Origin of the sequence: Mycobacterium sp. UM_CSW, from assembly GCF_000455205.1 — a bacterium.
GTDB lineage: Bacteria > Actinomycetota > Actinomycetes > Mycobacteriales > Mycobacteriaceae > Mycobacterium.
On record NZ_AUWQ01000058.1, the window covers coordinates 1 to 18,108 of the forward strand.

General features: G+C 68.1%; 13 protein-coding genes. 7 read left to right on the forward strand and 6 right to left on the reverse strand.

Going from position 1 to position 18,108, the window contains the following annotated elements:
- A partial coding sequence (locus N415_RS33125) for an FAD-binding protein (RefSeq protein ID WP_343203462.1) occupies window positions 1-116 on the reverse strand: 116 nt, incomplete at its 3' end.
- A gap of 178 nt (window positions 117-294) precedes the next feature.
- Between N415_RS33125 and N415_RS19765 the strand changes: the two genes are divergently transcribed.
- Window positions 295-1,296 (forward strand): Gfo/Idh/MocA family oxidoreductase, encoded by a 1,002-nt coding sequence (locus N415_RS19765; RefSeq protein ID WP_068185733.1) that lies wholly within the window; start codon window positions 295-297, stop codon window positions 1,294-1,296.
- Between the two features lie 5 nt (window positions 1,297-1,301).
- Here N415_RS19765 and N415_RS19770 read toward each other — a convergent pair whose 3' ends face one another.
- A complete protein-coding gene (locus N415_RS19770; RefSeq protein WP_081665366.1) occupies window positions 1,302-2,117 on the reverse strand; it encodes an alpha/beta hydrolase in 816 nt (271 codons plus the stop codon).
- Window positions 2,118-2,360: 243 nt separating this feature from the next.
- Between N415_RS19770 and N415_RS19775 the strand changes: the two genes are divergently transcribed.
- On the forward strand, window positions 2,361-3,686 hold the full coding sequence (locus N415_RS19775) for a nucleotide sugar dehydrogenase (protein ID WP_068185739.1): 1,326 nt from the start codon (window positions 2,361-2,363) through the stop codon (window positions 3,684-3,686).
- A 49-nt stretch (window positions 3,687-3,735) separates the two neighbouring features.
- A complete protein-coding gene (locus N415_RS19780) occupies window positions 3,736-4,731 on the forward strand; it encodes a GDP-mannose 4,6-dehydratase (RefSeq protein WP_068185742.1) in 996 nt (331 codons plus the stop codon).
- Here the strand turns inward: N415_RS19780 and N415_RS19785 are convergent.
- The gene (locus N415_RS19785; RefSeq protein ID WP_068185745.1) at window positions 4,728-6,953 is read right to left on the reverse strand and encodes an acyltransferase family protein; all 2,226 of its coding nucleotides are present in this window, start codon (window positions 6,951-6,953) and stop codon (window positions 4,728-4,730) included. The two genes, N415_RS19780 and N415_RS19785, sit on opposite strands and share 4 nt — an antisense overlap.
- 126 nt (window positions 6,954-7,079) lie before the next feature.
- Here N415_RS19785 and N415_RS19790 point away from each other — a divergent pair, with 126 nt between their 5' ends.
- A complete protein-coding gene (locus tag N415_RS19790; protein ID WP_068185748.1) occupies window positions 7,080-8,348 on the forward strand; it encodes a glycosyltransferase in 1,269 nt (422 codons plus the stop codon).
- Between the two features lie 9 nt (window positions 8,349-8,357).
- On the opposite strand, the gene N415_RS19795 is transcribed toward N415_RS19790, so the two are convergent.
- From N415_RS19795 to N415_RS19805, 3 genes are all read right to left on the reverse strand, one after another.
- Window positions 8,358-10,550, reverse strand: a complete 2,193-nt coding sequence (locus N415_RS19795; RefSeq protein ID WP_239645625.1) for an acyltransferase family protein — start codon at window positions 10,548-10,550, stop codon at window positions 8,358-8,360.
- Window positions 10,551-10,669: 119 nt separating this feature from the next.
- Window positions 10,670-11,743, reverse strand: a complete 1,074-nt coding sequence (locus N415_RS19800; RefSeq protein ID WP_068185752.1) for an NAD-dependent epimerase/dehydratase family protein — start codon at window positions 11,741-11,743, stop codon at window positions 10,670-10,672.
- Between the two features lie 149 nt (window positions 11,744-11,892).
- Window positions 11,893-14,076: an acyltransferase family protein gene (locus N415_RS19805; protein WP_239645626.1), complete on the reverse strand. Its 2,184-nt coding sequence runs from the start codon at window positions 14,074-14,076 to the stop codon at window positions 11,893-11,895.
- Between the two features lie 185 nt (window positions 14,077-14,261).
- Here N415_RS19805 and N415_RS19810 point away from each other — a divergent pair, with 185 nt between their 5' ends.
- From N415_RS19810 to N415_RS19820, 3 genes are read left to right on the forward strand one after another with little or no spacing between them, the layout of a single operon-like run.
- Window positions 14,262-15,395, forward strand: a complete 1,134-nt coding sequence (locus N415_RS19810; RefSeq protein ID WP_068185758.1) for a class I SAM-dependent methyltransferase — start codon at window positions 14,262-14,264, stop codon at window positions 15,393-15,395.
- An 18-nt stretch (window positions 15,396-15,413) separates the two neighbouring features.
- On the forward strand, window positions 15,414-16,682 hold the full coding sequence (locus tag N415_RS19815; RefSeq protein ID WP_068185761.1) for a glycosyltransferase: 1,269 nt from the start codon (window positions 15,414-15,416) through the stop codon (window positions 16,680-16,682).
- A 57-nt stretch (window positions 16,683-16,739) separates the two neighbouring features.
- Window positions 16,740-17,975 (forward strand): nucleotide disphospho-sugar-binding domain-containing protein, encoded by a 1,236-nt coding sequence (locus N415_RS19820; RefSeq protein WP_068185763.1) that lies wholly within the window; start codon window positions 16,740-16,742, stop codon window positions 17,973-17,975.
- The last annotated feature ends 133 nt before the right edge of the window (window positions 17,976-18,108 follow it).

Here is an 18,108-nt window from a genome sequence, read left to right on the forward strand (position 1 = left end):
CCGGGCAGTGTGGAGCGGCCCTTTTCGACGAACAGCACCCGGCGGCCGGCGCGGGCCAGCGACAAGCCCAGCATCCCGCCGCCCATGCCGGTGCCTACGACGATCACGTCCCACACAACGCGTTCGGCCTCGCGCGCGCTCAGCTCGCCGTCAGCCAATCGAGCTCCTCAGCGGATGATGTCCAACGCTTTGCCCGGTCCGGGGCGAATCGCGATCCTAGCATCGCGTTGCCGTCGTCCGATCCGTTCAAAATTGTTGCGGTGGCCAGCCGGATCGGCTGTTAGCATCGCCCCCATGTCTGCAGGCGGCGCCCCGGTACGGATCGGCATTCTGGGTGCTTCACGTTGGGCGCCGACGACGTTCCTGACGCCGGCCAAGGAGAACGCGGAGGTCGTCGTGGCGGCGGTGGCCTCCCGCGATGCGTCCCGCGCCCGGGACTTCGCCGCCAAACACGGCATCCCCCGGGCCCACGACAGCTACGAGGCGCTGGTCGCCGACCCGGAGCTGGACGCGGTCTACAACCTGCTGCCGACCAGCGTGCACGGCAGGTGGACCCGGGCCACGCTCGACGCCGGCAAGCACGTGCTGTGTGAAAAGCCGTTCACCGCCAACGCCGCCGAGGCCCGCGAGATCGCCGAACTTGCCGGCAAGTCGGACCGGGTCGTGATGGAGGCGCTCCAATACCGCTTCCATCCGCTCACCCAGCGCGTCGAGCAGATCATCGCGTCGGGGGAGCTGGGCAAGCTGGAGCGGGTGGAGGTCGCCGTCTGCGTGCTGCTGCCGAAGCGCTCCAACGCCAACGTCTACGACTACTCCCTCGCCGGCGGCGCGGTGATGGATGCCGGCGTTTATACGGTCGACATGCTCCGCACGTTCGGCGGCTCGACGCCCGAAGTCGTCTCCGCGAAGGCGAAACTGGACGGTCCTCAGGTGGACCGGGTCATGACGGCGGAGGTGCGGTTCGAAAACGGGCACACGGGCCGGCTGCATTGTGCGCTGTGGTCGTCGAATCTGTTCTGGGCGAACGCCAAGATCATCGGCGATCGCGGCCAGCTGAGCTACTTCAGCCCGGCGGCGCCGCACCTGCTGCCCCGGCTCTCGCTCCGCTCGGCCGACGGAAAGCGGGTGGAGCGCTTCCCGCGGCGCACCACCTACGCGTACCAGCTCGACGCGTTCGCCGGGGCGGTGCTGCGTGGGGAGCCGGTGAAGACGACCGCGGACGGCGCGATCGAGAACATGACCGTCATCGACGCGATCTATCGCGCCGCCGGCCTCCCGTTACGCCAGCCGGGCTGAGCCGCTCAGCGACGGCGCGACTTCGGCAGCGCGATCTCGGGCGGCAGCGCACCATCGGTGAACCACGCGTCGAGGGTGCGCGCGAAGAGCTCGGGATAGCGCGTGGGCCAGTCATGGGGCATGCCGAGTGCGACCCGGTCGACTCCGTTGGGCATTTGCTCGGCGAGCGCCGCGGCCCATCGCCGGACGAGCGGCAACTCCTTGGCGCCGGTCACGAACATCGTGGGCGAATCGGATTGGCCGAGTTCCGCGGGAAGCCTGAAACCCGAGGACGCCATCGTCACGTCGGCGAGCTGCCCGCTGGTTATCAGGCGTACATCCTCGCGGTAGTCGTCGATGTGGGGCGCGGGAACCCTTGCCTGCCAAGCAGTCCGGTAGCGACGGACCATCCAGCGGTACGCCGAGTTCCGGGCGGGCAGTGACATCAGGCGCCGCGTCACCTCCACGAACGGCACCCTGTTGAGGATGGTCCCGCACAGCACCGCCCGATCGACGAGCTTCGGCTCGGTTGCCAGCAACTGCACCCCGACTTGGGCCCCGAGCGAGAGCCCCACCACGTGCGCCCTGCCCGTGTCGACCCGGGAGCGGATCAGCTCCGCCACCGCCGCGGCGGCCCGGCCCATCTCGAACGGCCCCTGCTCGAAGCTTTTGCCGTAGTGCGGCAGATCGGGGACCAGACAGCGGTATTGCTGCAGGCGTTCGACCACCGGTTCCCAGTACCAGCCGCTCGTATACGCGCCGTGCAGGAAGACGATTGTCGGTGCCCCGGCCGGCCCGTATTCGCGCACGAACAGGCCCATGCCGGGGACCTTATCAGTCATGCGCGGGGATCTTCCGGTCTATCGCGGTCGCCCACAGGCGGTACTCCCAGCCCAGCTCCGGACGCCTGTCCAAACTTCTGGTCTATTGTACCGGTGTTGGATTAGACTGCCGGACGGGTTAGCCAGGGGCGGGAGGCCCCTTCCATTCCACAACGCGCACGGGGGACCGAAGGGTTGGGTTCCGCGATGGCTGAAGGCGTGTTCGGGCGCAGCGACGCTGAGACCGATTTACTTGTCCGTGGCATGCGGTCAGGGATCGCAGTCGTCGGCTTCGGCTACATCGGCACGGTGATCGGTGCCGTGCTGGCCGATCGCGGTTGGCCCGTGACCGGGATCGACGTGCGGCAGAACGTCGTCGACGAGATCAACTCGGGCAAGACGAGTGTGCCCGAGCCGGGGCTCGGCGAGATGGTGGCCACCAACGTGCGCGTCGGCCGCCTTCGGGCCACCACCGATTTCGGCGCCCTGGCCCACAATGACTTCGTCATCGTGACGGTCGGGACGCCGCTGGGTCCGGACTACGAGCCCATCGTCGATGACATCAAGGCGGCGGCGCGGGCGGTGGGGGAGCACCTGCACCCCGGCCACCTGGTCATCCTCAAGAGCACGGTCCCGCCCGACACCACCGAAAACATCGTGTTGCCGATCCTCGAAGAGGTCTCGGGGCTGCAGGCAGGGGTCGACTTCGGGTTGGCGTTTTGCCCGGAAAGGCTCGCCGAGGGCCAGGCCATCCACGAGCTGACGTCGATCCCGGTGGTGGTCGGCGCGGTCGACGAGGTCACCGCGCGGGCCTGCTCGACGCTGTGGCGTCATGCCCTGGGCGTGGAATCCATCGTCGTCGACGACCCGCGGACGGCCGAGATGGTGAAACTCGCCGACAACCTCTGGATTGATCTGAACATCGCGATGGCCAACGAACTGGCCAAGGTGTGCGACCGGCTGAACATGGACGGGCTGCAGGTCATCGACGCGGCCAACTCGATGCCCAAGGGCACGCACAAGGTGAACATCCTGCGGCCGAGCATGGGCGTCGGTGGCTACTGCCTGACCAAGGATCCGTGGTTCGTCAATCATCTGGGCCAGTCGCTGGGGTTGGAGCTGGGCATCCCGCGCACGTCGCGCACGGTCAACGACACCATGCCCGCCTACACCTATGGGTTGCTCACCCAGCTGCTCGCCGAGCAGAACAAGGCGATCGAGACCAGCAAGATCGCGGTGCTGGGCATCGCGTTCAAGAACAACACCGGCGACTGCCGGCTCACGCCCACCAAGTACGTCGTCGAGTTGCTCGAGGCGTCCGGCTGCGAGCTGTCCATCCATGACCCCTGGGTGCCCGACGAGGAGGCGCCCACGGTGACCAATATTCCGTTGACCCCGGACATCGAGTCGGCGGTCAAGGATGCCGACGCCCTGGTAGTGCTTGCCGGCCACCGGGAATTCCACCAGATCCCGCTGGCCCGCCTGGCGGATCTGACGGCGCCCGGCTGCGTGTTCCTCGATGGACGCAACAGCTTCGATCCAGCGGCGGTGCGCGCCGCCGGTTTCGTGTACAAGGGGATCGGCCGGTAGCCATACTGCAGGCGAAGGTAAACCCGTACATAGAACTGAAAGAGCGAATATGTCCCATGTCGTCGTAACGGGCGGCTACGGCCTGATCGGGTCGCATCTGGTGTCCACACTGCTGGACCGGGGCGACACGGTGACGGTCTTCGACCAGGCAAAGAACACTCGCGACACCAGCATCGACTTCGACCGGCACGCCAACTTCCGGTTCGTGCAAGGCGACGTCACCGACCTGGCCGCGCTATCCGAGGCCCTGACGCCCGGCGTCGACAAGGTCTTCCACCTGGCCGCGGTCGTCGGCGTCAAGAACTATATGAAGGACCCGCTGCAGGTTCTCGACGTCAACGTGACCGGCACGCGCAACGTCCTGGAGCTGAGCCAGCGGCACGGCACCCGCGTGGTGTTCGCCAGCACCTCCGAGGTGTTCGGCAAGAACCCCAACCCCCCGTGGGCGGAGGACGACGACCGCGTACTCGGCTCCACCAGAACGGCCCGCTGGAGCTACAGCACCAGCAAGGCCATGGCCGAGCACCTGGTCTTCGCGATGCACGCCGCCCACGGACTGCCGGTGACGGTCGTACGGTACTTCAACGTCTACGGCCCCCGGCAGAACCCGATCTTCGTGATCTCGCAGACCGTTCACCGCATCCTCAATGGTCTCCCACCGCTGCTCTACGACTCGGGTGACCAAACGCGGTGCTTCACCTACGTCGACGACGCCATCGCCGGCACCCTGCTGGCGGCCGACAGCGACGCGGCGATCGGTGAGGCCTACAACATCGGGAGCATGACCGAGACCACAATGCGCGACGCGATCGAGCTGGCGATCAAGATCGCCAACGTTGACTCGGTGTCGGAACCCGAAGTCGTCGACACGGCGGCGCGCTATGGGGGTCGCTACGAGGACATCCCTCGTCGTATCCCGGACTCCACCAAGGCGCAGCGCGAGCTGGGTTGGCGCCTCAAGGTCGACGTCGAGGAGGGGATCCGCCGCACCATCGACTGGGCGCGGGCCAACCCCTGGTATCTCAAGGGGCCCGCGGGGGACTAGCGGGCGAGCGCGCGGTCGGCGAGCGCGCCCATCGCCGGTGCCAACTGCCCGGAGTACTCGGCTGTGATGTGGTTCCAGTCGAGGTAAACCATGGTGTTTCCGACGATGACGGGGCAGCGGTTCGTGGTGCAGAACAGCTCGGTCAGGTCGGCGTACTGCCCGCCGCTGGCCTTGGTGGCGGTGGTCTCGGCCGTGATCCCGGCGTCGTTCACCGCGGACGACCGTGGCGGCGAGCAGGCCGCGGCGTCGCCGAGGTGGCCGGACAGGCATTGCGGTACCACCGTGCCCGGGTCCGGGACCGGTCCGAGCACCAACACCTTGGCGCCGTCGCTGCGCAGCTGCTGCACCAGGCGGCTGAGGCTGTCGATCCACGCGGGGTCGTAGGGCGTGTAGCCCGCCTGCCAGCTGCCCTCGCTGTGCTCGCGCGACATACTCACCACGACCAGCCGCGGGTGTTCGGCGCGCAGCCGGGCCAGGATCAGCGCCCGCCACTGGTCGCAGTGCATGAAGCTTTCGATCAGGCCGTCGAGGTGTTTGGCGATGGGCACGTCGAGCAACGGGCAGCCCGCCTTGGCCATCATCTCCAGCCGCCAGTGCCGCTGTTCGGCGATCTGCTGAAACGCCGGGTCCCACATGGCGGCGTGCGAGTCGCCGACCAGGGCGACCGTCGTGCTCGAGCCGGTGTCACCCGTCGCGCACTCGGGCTGCCCGCTTTGGTTGGCCCCGCGGAAGCAGCCGCTGGACCACATCGCAGTCTGGCCGGCCGTTGCTTCGGCCACCGGGGGTTGCAGGTTCGACGGGACGGCCCTCAGGTCGGCCGACGCCGCGACGGCGGCCTGCGCCTGCGCGAACGCCTGCTGCACCGCAGCGTCGTAGGCGTCCATGCCGGCGCCCGGTGGGACGGGTGCCGCGGTGATGGTCAGCGCCGTGCCCGGGGCGCCGCGGCCGACCGGGATCGGTATCCACGCCAGCATCGCCACGCCCACACCCACTGCCACCGCGGTGGCGGTCGCGCCGACCGCGAAACTGGCCAGCGGGGACTTGCGCAGCGGGGCGGCGTAGCGCAGCGGGTTCTCGACAAAGCGCAGCGTGAGAATCCCCAAGCCGCCGGAGATCACGACGGCCACCAGCCTGCCGACCAGCCCCAGCTGATGGCCGAGCAACGGCGCCGCCAGGACCAGCACCGGCCAGTGCCACAGATACCACGAGTAGGACAACCGGCCCATCTCGCGCATCGGCTTGAACGCCAGGATGCGGCCGGCGCCCTGCGTGGGGAGGGCGCAGCCGGCGCCGATCACCAGGACCGTGCCGAGCAACGGCCATATCGCGGCGGTGCCCGGATACGGCGTGGCCGGGGTCAGCCGGTTGCAGACCAGCACGATCAGGCCCAGCCCCGCCCATCCGGTGATCGCGGCGGCGCGCGCCGGCAGCCGACGCCACTGGTTGGCCGTGAGGGCCAGCATGCCGCCGACGGCCAGGTCCCAGGCCCGCGTGGGCAGCGAGAAGTACGCCGCCGGGGGCACCAGGTACGTGGTCAGCAGCGAGAGTACGAACGACGAAATCGCGACCAGCGCAAAGACCGTCAGGAAGGTGCGCTTGGGAGCGTTCGACAAAGTATTAGTAGTAGTGGCTGTGCGCCGGCGCGTGCGCCGGATCAGCCACCAGGTACCGATGATCAGCACCGGCCACACCAGGTAGAACTGCTCCTCCACGCCCAGCGTCCAGTAGTGCTGGAACGGCGACGGCGGCTGATGGCCGCCGAAGTAGTCGACGTTTTCGTGAATGAACCAGTAGTTGCCGACGTACAGCGCGCAGGCGATGCCATCCTCCACCACGCCTTTGGCCTGCAACGGCGACAACAGGACGGCCGAGGCGATCACGGTCACGCTGCCGATGAGGGCGGCAACCGGCAGCAGGCGGCGGACGCGTGCGGCATAGAACTTGCGCAGTCCGATCGTGCCGGTGCCGCTCACCTCGCGCCACAGCTGCCCGGTGATGACGAAACCCGAGATGATGAAGAAGATGTCCGGGCCGACGAACCCACCGCTCGCGCCGGGCACGTCGGCGTGAAAGAGAAGGATGGCCACCAGCGTCAAGGCGCGCAGGCCCTCGATGTCCGGGCGGAATTCCTTGTGTGCCGAGCGCCGATCTTGCGCCGCCCCGATCGGGCTAACGCTTTCGGCCTGGACCACGGTCACCCACCTGTCTGAGGAGGCGTTCATCGAATCGAGGCATTATCACACACACGTTCAATGCCTCTCGGCCGAATCCGCCACTCCTGAGCGGCGGCCTGGTTATGCTGCTGGGCGGCTGAGCCGGGGACCCGAGAAAGGCAAAGGATCTCGCCGATGAAATTCGTGCTGGCAAACTGGGGAACTCGCGGCGAAGTCGAGCCCTACGTCACTGTCGGCCGCGAGCTGGTGCGCCGCGGGCACGACGTGCACATGGCCGTCGCCCCCGAAATGGTCGCCTTCACCGAGGCGGCCGGGCCTACGGCGGTCGCCTACGGGCCCGAGTTGAAAGCCATCCTGGACCCGCATCGCGATTTCTGGGCGGGCCTGTTCGCCACCCCCTGGAAGATCCGGGAGCTGGGCAGGTTGTCGGCCGAGTATTCGGCCCCGCTTTCTCAGTGCCGGCCGGAGGTCAGCGCGACGCTGATCTCGCTGGCCGAGGGGTCCGACCTGCTGCTGACCGGCATGAACTTCGAGGACGACGCGCTGAACGCGGCGGAGTACTGCGGCATCCCGCTGGCCACCCTGCATATCTTCCCGCTGCGGGCCAACGGCCGGCTGCTGCCGTTCCTGCCGGCGCCGCTGGCCCGCTCCGCGACGCGCACGCTCGACTGGCTGGCCTGGCGCGGAGGAAAACAGGTCGAGGATGCCCAGCGCCGCGACCTCGGTTTGCCGGAGGCGACGAGCCCCTGGCCGCGCCGGATCGCCGAACGCGGGTCCCTGGAAATCCAGGCCTACGACGAGGTGTGCTACCCCGGGCTGGCGGCCGAATGGGCGAAATTCGGCGGGCGACGGCCGTTCGTCGGCGCACTGACGATGGAGTTGCCGACGGACGCCGACGAGGAAGTCGCGTCGTGGATCGCCGCCGGAACGCCGCCGATCTGCTTCGGATTCGGCAGCGTCGGCGTCGAATCCGCTGCCGACACGCTCGCGATTATCAGCTCGGCGTGCGCCCAGTTGGGCGAGCGGGCGCTGGTGTGCGCGGCCGGCTCGGACTACAGCAACGTCCCCCACTCCGAGCACGTCAAGGTCGTGGGCGTGATGAACTACGCCGCGGCGTTGCCCGCCTGCCGCGCGTTCGTGCACCACGGCGGCTGCGGCACCACGAACGCGGGCCTGCGCGCGGGACTGCCGACGTTGATCCTCTGGACGTTGCCCGATCAGGGGCTCTGGGGAGCTCGGGTCAAACGCCTGAAAGTCGGCACCGGCCGGCGCTTTTCGGCCACCACCGAGAAATCGTTGGTCGCGGACCTGCGCACCATCCTCGATCCGCAATGCGCCATCCATGCCCGCGACCTCGCCGCCCGGATGACCAAACCCGCCGAGAGCGTTGCGGTCACCGCCGATCTGGTGGAAAACTTCGCGCGCCTCAAGCGGATCGGCTGACCGGCGGGCTCAACCGTGGGCCAGCGCGCGGTCGGCCAGCGCCGCGATCGCCGGTGCCAGCAGCCGGGCGTATTGGAAAGTCAGATGCCCGGGGTCGAGATAAACCAGGGTGTTGCCGACGATCACCGGGCAGCGATTGGTCGTGCAGAACAAGTCGGTGAGGTCGGCGTATTGTCCGCCGCCGGCGGCGGTGGCGGCGGATTCGGCGGTGATGCCGGGCTCGTTCACCGCGGTCGATCTAGGTGGCGAGCAGGCCGTGGCGTCGTCGAGGTGGCCGGAGAGGCAGATCGGCACATACGACTGCGGGTCGGGGATGGGCCCGAGCACCAGCACCTGCGCGCCGGTGCCGCGCAACTCCCGCACCAGCCGGAAGAAGCTGCTGTTCCACGCCGAGTCGTAGGACGTGAACCCCGACGGCAAACCATAGCGGTCGCCGTAGCGGCGCATCACGTCGAGCACGATCAGCCGCGGGTGCTCGGCGCCCACCCGCGCGATGATCTGACCGCGCCACCGCGTGCACTCGGTGTATTCCCGGTGCAGGGTGGGGCTGAGGATGCGCAGGTCCAGCAAGGGGCAACCCGCCTTGGACATCATCTCCAGCCGCCAGTGCCGCTGGGTGGCGACCTGCTGCAAGGCCGGGTTCCACATCGCGGCGGTGGAGTCGCCGACCAGCGCCACCGTCGTCGCCGAGGCGGTGTCGCCGCCGGCGCACTCGGGCTGTCCGTCTTGGAAGAAATTGCGCATGCAGCCGTCGCGGAACAAGGCCCGGTGTTCCTCCGCGGCGTCGGCCAGTGGGGGATCGAGGTTCGACGGTACGGCCCGTAGGTCGGCCGATGCCGCGACCGCGGCGTGCGCCTGCGCGAACGCCTGCTGTACCGCGGCGTCGTAGGCGGCCATGCCGGAGCCCGCCGCGGCAGGCGCCGCGGTGATGGACAGCGGCGCGGCCGGTGCGCCGCGCCCCACCGGGGTGGGCACCCACAGCAGCAGCGCCACGCCCACACAGACCGCCACCGCGGTGGCCGCTCCGCCGAGCGCGAGGCTGGCCCGCGCCGAGCGGCGCACGGGATCGGCGAACCGCAGCGGGTTTTCGATGAATCGCAGCGTGAGTGCGGCCAGCGCTCCGGAGACGATGGCCGCCGTCAACCGGGCGGCCAGCCCGAGCGGGTGACCCAGCAACGCCGGGGCGAGCAGCAGCACCGGCCAGTGCCACAGGTACCACGAATAGGAGATCCGGCCGATCGCGCGCATCGGCGACGTGCCCAACAGCCGGCCGCATCCCTGCGACGGAGTGGCACAGCCGGCGCCGATCACCAACATCGCACCGAGTGTGGGCAGCAGCGCGGCGGTACCCGGGTACAGGGTGGACGAGCTCAACTGGTTGCTGGCCACCAGGATCGCCGCGAGGCCCGCCCATCCGACGAGCGCGGCGGATCGTGCCGGCAAGCGTCGCCACTGGCCGGCGGTGAGGGCGATCAGCCCGCCGGCGGCCAACTGCCAGGCCCGGGTGGGCAGCGAAAAGAACGCCACGGGGGGCGCCAGATAGGTGACCGCCAGGGAGAGCGCGAACGACGCGGCCGCGACCAGCGCCAGGACCACGAGATAGGGACGCTGAGATGAAGGCGAGGAGGCGGCGTCCGTGTTGGTGCGCCGACGCGCACGCCGGATCAGCCACGCCGTCCCGATGATCAGGGCCGGCCAGATCAGGTAGAACTGCTCCTCCACCCCGAGCGACCAGTAGTGCTGGAACGGCGAAGCCGGCGCCATGCCGCCGAAGTAGTCGACGCCTTGCTGAATGAACCAGTAGTTACTGACATACAGGGCGCTGGCGATGCCGTCGAAGATGACGCTTCGGGCCTGTAACGGGGGGAGCAGGACGGCCGAGCCGATCAGGGTGGCGACGCCCACGGTGGCCGACGCCGGCAGCAGTCGGCGGGCCCGGGCCCCGTAGAACTTGCCCAGCCGGACGGTGCCGGCGCTGCTCACCTCGCGCCACAGCAGTCCGGTGATCAAGAAGCCGGAGATGACGAAAAAGACGTCTACGCCGACGAATCCACCGCCGATCCCCGGCACGTCCGCGTGAAACAGGACTACCGCCAGCACGGCGACGGCGCGCAACCCCTCGATATCCGGTCGGAACCGCGACTGTGCCGAGGGCCGACCCCGCGCCTCTTCGGTAGGGCGAACGCTGTCGGACTGGCGCAAGGTCACCTACCTGGAAGCGGACACGTTCTTTGAATCGAGGAATTATCACACACGCGTTCAACACGCCTGAGCGACTTCACCACTATTCGCGGGCCCACCGGCCGGGCCCCGAGCCGCTGCTACGCCGAGGATTCGGGTTGCTCGCCGATCCATTCCAGCAGGGCGGGCAGACCGTCCTCGAGCGTCCACTTCGGACGCCAGTCGAGCTCGTTCTTGGCCGGGTCGATGTCGCACCTGGCGGCGCGTACGTCACCGTCGCGGAATTTCCCGACGACGTTCGGTCGGGGGGCGTCGCAGATGGTGGCGATCTTTTCCGCCAGCTGATGGATGGTCGTCGGGATTCCCGACCCGATGTCGAGGCAGCGCGTCCCGTTCGCGGGTTTCTCGATCGCGGCGAACAGGGCCTCGACGATGTCGTCGATGTAGACGAAGTCACGCAGGATGTGTCCGTCTTCGTAGACTTCCAGCGCGCACCGCTGCCGCGCCAGTCGTGCGAAAAGGGCGACGATTCCGGTGTAGGAGTTGGTCAGCGACTGTCCCGGTCCGTAGACGTTCTGCAGGCGCAGCATGCTGAGGTTGGTGTCGTGCGCGGCCGTCCAAGCGGCCAGGATGTGCTCTTGGGCGAGCTTGGTCGCGGCATAGATGTTGGTGGGCCGGGGCTCGGTTCGGCCGGCGCAGCTCGCAAGCGGGACCACCGGATCGTCGGTGGGCCCCTGCGGATCCCAGATACCGGCCTGCAGCTGCGCGTGGCTGCGGGGCTGCGGGTAGAAGATCTGCGAGCCGCATTGCCAGGAGCCCTCGCCGTAGACGGCCCGTGACGACGCCAGCACCAACTGGTCGGGCGCGTGTCCCGAGCGGCTCAGCGCATCGAGCAGTTGGGTCGTTCCCACCACGTTCACCGAACCGTGGCGGGTGGCCTCGGAAAGCGACTGCGCCGTTCCCGTCTCGGCCGCCAGATGGACGATCTGGGTCGGGCGGACCAACCGAAGCACGGCGTCGCAGTCCGGGGCGTGGGTGACGTCGCCGGTGAAGAACCGCACCGACGGCGGGAGGTCGATCGCCGCGCTTTTGCCGTGCACCTGTGGGTGCAGGACGTCCATGACGGCGACGTCGTAACCGGCGCCGACGAGGCGGCGCGCGAGCGACGACCCGATGAATCCGGCCCCGCCAGTGATGAGAACGGGTGTTGACAAGGGCCGACGCCTCCGGTTGCTCGGTGGAAATCAGGTGACCGGCAGGCATTGACAGGCATCGCCTGGGTGCGGTCCGCGTGATCATACCCAGACCTTGCAGCTCGGTCAGCGGTATCGACGGTAGGAAAACGACTGTCCTGCCGGACGGATCAACCGCCGGTAGAGGTGCGGCCGGGCAGCGTATCCGTGGCTGCCGCGCCGGACAGCGCGCGGTCGGCCAGCGCGCCCATCGCGGGCGCGAGCGCCTGCGCGTACTGGCTGGTCAGGTGATCGTCGAAATACACCATGGTGTTGGCGACGATGACCGGGCACCGGTCGCCGGCGCAGAACAGCGGGGTGAGGTTTTCGTAGCGTCCGCCGCCGGCCTTGGTGGCCGCGGTCTCATCGGCGATGCCAGCTCGGTTCAGCGCCTTCGCCCGGGGCGACGAGCAGGCCGTCGCGTCGTCGAGGTGATCGGACAGGCAGATCGGCACCGACTCGTAAGGATTCGGAACCGGCCCGAGCACCAGCACCTGTGAGCCGGCACCGCGCAGCTGCTGCACCAGGCGGGTCAGGCCGTCGGACCAGGCCCGGTCGTACGGCTTGGGCAGGTAGTCCAGGCCGCCGTACCCGCGGGACATGCTCACCACGACCAGCCCGGGGTGCTCGGCGCGCAACCGGGCCATGACCTCCCCACGCCACTGCTCGCAGCGTTGAAAGTAGTCGACCATGCGGGCGACGAAGCCGGTGATGGGCAGGCTCATCGGGGGACACGCCCCTTTGGTCAGGGTGTCCAGCCGCCAGTGCCGCTGTTCGGCGACCTGCTGAAACGCCGGAGCCCACATCGTGGCATGCGAGTCACCCAAGAGGGCCACCGTCGTCTTCGAGGCGGTATCGCCCATCACGCACCCGGGCTGGCCGCCTCCCAACAGATTGTGTTGGCAGCCGTTGAAGAACTCGGCTCGGTATTCGGCGGCCGCGTGGGCGAGAGATGGCTCCAGGTTCGACGGCACCGCCCTCAGGTTTGTCGCCGCCGCCACCGCCGCCTGCACCTGGGCGAACGCGTCGTGTACCGCCGCGTCGTACGCGTCGATGCTGGAGCCCGGAGCGGGGGGCGATGCCGTGATGGTCAACCGCGCGGCCGGCGCGCCGCCGCCGACCGGGTTGGGCACCCGGGCGATCATCACCACGCCCACGCAAACCGCGGCCGCGGTGGCGACGCCACCCAGCGCGAGGCTCGCGAGCGCGGACCGGCGTATCGGGGCGGCGAATCGGAAGGGGTCCTCGATGAAACGCACCGTGAGCACGGCCAGTCCGCCGGAGATGAGGACCGTGGCCAATCGGCCGGCCAACCCCAGGGGATGGCCCACGACGAACGGTGCGAGCAGCAGCACCGGCCAGTGCCACAAGTACAAGGAGTAGGAGATGCGGCCGATCGCGCGCATCGGCGTGGCAGCCAGCACGCGTCCGCAGCCCTCGGCGGGCGCGGCGCAGCCGGCGCCGATCACCAGTACCGCACCCAGCACCGGCAGCAGCGCGGCGGTGCCCGGATACAGCGTGCCCGGGCCGAGCAGGCTGCAGGCGAGCAGGATCACCGCCAGACCCGCCCATCCCGCGATGGTGGCGGCGCGCGCCGGGAGGCGGCGCCATTGGGTGGCCATGAGCGCCACTAGGCCGCCCGCCGCCAACTGCCACGCCCGGGTGGGCAGGGAAAAGAACGCCACCGAGGGCGCCACGAAGGTGGCGGCCAGCGATAGCGTGAACGACACCGCCGCGACCAGGGCAAGGACCACCAGATACGGGGTCTGCCTGGACGGGGTTTCGGCCTTGGTGCGCCGGCGTACGAGCCATATGAGCCAGGTCGTGCCGATGATCAACGCGGGCCACACCAGGTAGAACTGCTCCTCGACGCCCAGCGACCAGTAGTGCTGAAACGGCGACGGCGGCTGTGCGGGGGAGAAGTAGCTCAAGCCCTCATGCGCGAAGTGATTGTTGCTGACATACAGAGCGCTGTAGATGCCGTCCACCAGGACGCCGTGGGCCTGTAACGGGGGCAGCAGGACGGCCGAGCAGATCGCGGTGACCACCCCGACCGCGGCCGAGGCCGGCAGCAGCCGCCGAGCTCGGGCTCCGTAGAAGCGGCTCAACTTCACGGTGCCGGCGGAGCTCACCTCGCGCCACAGCAGCCCGGTGATCAAGAAGCCCGAGATGACGAAGAACACGTCCACGCCGACGAACCCGCCGCCCACACCCGGCAGGCCGGCGTGAAAAAGCACAACCGCAGCGACCGCGACAGCGCGCAGGCCCTCGATGTCGGGGCGAAAGCCCGACGCTACTGAGCGCTGGCTCCGCAGTCCTTCGCTGGGGCCAACGCGGTCGGCATGAAGCACGAAGCAACCTTGAAGAGAAGAAGAATGAGGACGTGTCCCCCCGGTCCGGGGAAGTATCACACACGTGTTGAACGCATTGGGTATGTTTGCGAATCATTGTTCATCGTCTTGGGAAGGCGGAGCTCGCGCATGACCAACGTGGAGGTGCGGTGAGCGTCGTCGATAGCCCGACCGTGCAAAGTCCGGACGTCGATCGGACGAATCTCCACACGGTATGGAAAGCGGTTCTCGTCTGCGACGCGCTTCTGCTGGCCGCGGCCTGCTATGTCCAGCCGGTCCTCCTCGCCGCGCTGGGCGGCCTTCTGCTGCTGTGGCTGATCGCCCGCCTGGTCTATCGCGACCGCGACCGCTACATCCCGAACCTGTATGCCCGGGACACCCGGGTATACGACGACGCATATCGCGCGTTCATCGCCCGCACGCTCGAGGACATGCGCCGGTGCAAGATTCGCGGCCACACGCTGTTGTGGGAGGCGTCGCGACTACCGAAACCAACCCGCGAGGACTCCGACGAACTGCTGCTCGACCTCGGCGTCTGGCTCGGGTGGTCGACGAGGCTCATGTCGGACGCTTCCGGCCGCCAGGTCTACGGCTTCGACACCTTCGAGGGCCTCGTCGAGGACTGGCAGATCGACGACCAGGCCCTCATCAGGCAGGGCACCTTCTCGCTGTCCGAACCGCTCGCGCAACGCTCGATGCAAGACACCGGCGTGAGCTTGCACGACGGCGTCCCCGACGCGCTCGGCCGCAAGGTGCAGTTCGTCAAGGGGAGCACCTACGACACCCTTGCCCCGTTCTTGGCCGAACACCCCGCCGCGCCCATCGCGTTGTTCCACATGGATTTGGACACCTACGAAAGTTGCCTGCACGCGCTGGAAACCTGCAAGGACCGCTTCGTCGAAGGATCCATCCTCGTCTTCGACGAATACCTCGTCACCAACGCCGAAATGCTGGCGTTCTTCGAGTTCGTCAGCAAGTACGAGCTTCAGTGGCGATACCGCGCGTGGGGCCTCGAGATCATGGAGATGAATCTCGAGATGGTCGTCTCGCGGTGGAAGCGCGCGACCTACTATCTGCCCTGGATCGCCGGATACTGGTTGGTGGGCGACGGCAGCTACGTCTGGAAGTTCTTCCGCAAGCGGTTTTGGCGATTCTGGTTGGGCGCTCCGGTCGGCGACATCTTCTTCATGCTCGGTGCCGCCGGACAACGGAAGTCGGTCAGCCTGGAAATCACCGGCCTCGGCAAGCTCGACCCGGCCCGCCGGCGCGACCGAACCGGATGACCTAGGTCCAGGGCCGCGATGAAGTTTGTGTTGGCAAGCTGGGGAAGTCGCGGCGATGTCGAGCCCAACCTGGCCGTCGGGCGCGAGCTGGTGCTCCGGGGGCACGACGTGTGCATGGCCGTCCCGCCCGATCTGGTCGCCTTCACCGAGGCGGCGGGGGTTCGGGCGGTCGGCTTCGGACCCGAGGCGCGGTCCATCCTGGACTCGCACCGCGATTTCTGGACGTGCTTTTTCAGTCACCCCTGGCGGGTTCGGGAGCTGATCAGGTCGCGGCTCGCGATCGCCGGGCCCCTGCTGCTGGGGTGGCAGGAGATGAGCACGACGCTGAAGTCGCTGGCGCACGGGGCCGACCTGATATTCACCGGCATCAATTTCGAGGACGCCGCCGCCAACATCGCCGAGTACTACGACATTCCGTTGGCCACGTTGCATTACTTTCCGCTGCGCCCCAACGGCCAGACCCTGCCTTTCCTGCCGGCGCGGCTGCGGCGAGCGGCGGTGGCGGCGTTCTGGTGGGTGTCGTGGCGCGGGATGAAGAAGGCGGAAGACGCCCAGCGCCGGGAGCTCGGCCTGCCCAAGGCAACCGGGTCCGCGCCGCGACGGATTACCGAACGCGGATCGCTGGAAATCCAGGCCTACGACGAGGCGTGCTTTCCGGGGCTGGCGGCCGAATGGGCGAAGTGGGATGGTCAGCGCCCGTTTGTGGGCACGCTGACGCTGGAAATGCCGACGGACGCGGACGACGAGGTCTCGTCCTGGATCGGCGCGGGAACGCCGCCCATCTTCTTCGGATTCGGCAGCATTCCGGTCGAATCTCCCGCCGACACGATCGCCATGATCGCCGCGGCCTGCGCGCAGTTGGGCGAGCGGGCCTTGGTGGTCGCCGGCGGGACTGACTACAGCGACGTCCCCCGCGTCGACCACGTCAAGGTGGTGGGCGCACTGAATTATGCGACCGTCTTTCCCGACTGTCGCGCGGTCGTACACCACGGCGGCTCGGGCACCACACCTGTTGCCATGCGCGCGGGGGTGCCCCAACTGATCCTCTATTGGGACCTCGTTCACGCGGTCTACGGAGCCGCGGTCAAGCGGCTCCAGGTGGGTACCGCCCGGCGCTTTTCGACCGCAACCGAGCGATCGCTTGTCGCGGATTTGCGGACCATCCTCGCGCCGGATTACGCCGCCCGTGCCCGCGAGCTGGCCACCCGGATGACCGAACCCGCCAAAAGCGCGGCGGACGCCGCCGACCGCCTGGAGAACTTCGCCCGCTTCAGGCGCATTTATTGACCGGCAGAAGTATGGTTTAGCACTTGTTAGACCCAAGTAGAAGAGCAAGGGAGCTCCATGAAGTTTGTGCTGGCGTGCTGGGGAAGCCGTGGCGATATCGAGCCGGTCGCCGTCGTCGGCCGTGAGCTGGCGCGCCGCGGGCACGACGTGTGCATGGCCGTCCCGCCCGACCAGATCGCCTTCGTCGAGAAGCTCGGGCTACAGGCCGTCGCCTACGGGGTCGACTGGTCCGAGAGCATGAAACCGTTGCGCAGCTTCATGAGTTTGTTTCGCCGCCACCCCTGGAAAGTCGCGGGCCTGATCAAGTTCTGGCGCGACCGATGGGACGTCTTCACCGGCTGCTGGATGGACATGAGCAGGACGCTCGTGTCGGCGGCGGAGGGCGCCGACCTGCTGTTGACCGGCCAGAGCTGGGAGGAGCAGGCCAGCAGTGTCGCGGAGTACTACAACATTCCGTTGGCCACGCTGCACTACAACCCGATCCGGGCCACCGCCGCCCGGCAGGTAAGGGCGTACGAGTGGGGATATTGGCTGCTGAGCAAAAAGGTGGAGGCCGCGCAGCGCCGCGAGCTCGGCCTGCCGAAGGCCACCAAACCCGCGCCACAACGGATCGTCGAACGCGGGTCGCTGGAACTGCAGGCCTACGACGCGGCGCTGTTCCCCTGGCTGCCGGCCCAGTGGGCGGAATTCACCAAGGAGCGGCCCAACGTCGGCACGCTGACGCTGGAGTGGCAGACGGATGCCGACGACGAGATCGCGGCCTGGATCGCCGAAGGCGAGCCACCGATTTCTTTCGGCTTCGGCAGCATCCCGGTCGACGACCCGATCCAGATCATGACCATGATCGGCGCGGCCACCGCGGAGCTGGGGGTGCGCGGGCTGGTGGTGTCGGCCGGCAGCGACTACAGCAACGGCCCCCACTTTGACCACGTCAAGGTGGTGGACACGATGAACTACGCCCGGATCTTCCCCACGGTTCGCGCGATCGTGCACCGCGGAGGGTCGGGCACCACCAACGCCGCGCTGCGCTCGGGCGTCCCCGCGTTGATTCTGTGGAAGCTGCCCGACCAGTTCTTCTGGGGAAATCAGATCAAACGATTGAAGGTGGGCACCGCGCGGCGCCTTTCGACCGCTACCACCGAAACGCTTCTGCAGGACCTCCGCACCATTCTCGCCCCGGAGTACGCCGCCCGGGCGCGCGAAGTCGCCGCCGAAATGAGCGTTGCGTCCAAAGGCACCAAGGCCGCCGGCGATCTGGTCGAGAATTTCGCCCGGTCGCGGGTGGCCGGCTGACCGGCTCGTAAGGGCGCCGATCGGCAACCCGGGTGACGGCAGTCTCAGTTACCTATTCGCGTGACAGGCGTCTCACCCAGCAAGTATGGTCTAGAACTTGTTATACCCATGTCGAGTAGATGGTCTGGAGACG

Coding starts and splice junctions, on each gene's coding strand:
- N415_RS19765 (WP_068185733.1), top strand. CDS start 295: ATGTCTGCAGGCGGCGCCCCGGTACGGATCGGCATTCTGGGTGCTTCA.
- N415_RS19770 (WP_081665366.1), bottom strand. CDS start 2,117: ATGACTGATAAGGTCCCCGGCATGGGCCTGTTCGTGCGCGAATACGGG.
- N415_RS19775 (WP_068185739.1), top strand. CDS start 2,361: ATGCGGTCAGGGATCGCAGTCGTCGGCTTCGGCTACATCGGCACGGTG.
- N415_RS19780 (WP_068185742.1), top strand. CDS start 3,736: ATGTCCCATGTCGTCGTAACGGGCGGCTACGGCCTGATCGGGTCGCAT.
- N415_RS19785 (WP_068185745.1), bottom strand. CDS start 6,953: ATGAACGCCTCCTCAGACAGGTGGGTGACCGTGGTCCAGGCCGAAAGC.
- N415_RS19790 (WP_068185748.1), top strand. CDS start 7,080: ATGAAATTCGTGCTGGCAAACTGGGGAACTCGCGGCGAAGTCGAGCCC.
- N415_RS19815 (WP_068185761.1), top strand. CDS start 15,414: ATGAAGTTTGTGTTGGCAAGCTGGGGAAGTCGCGGCGATGTCGAGCCC.
- N415_RS19820 (WP_068185763.1), top strand. CDS start 16,740: ATGAAGTTTGTGCTGGCGTGCTGGGGAAGCCGTGGCGATATCGAGCCG.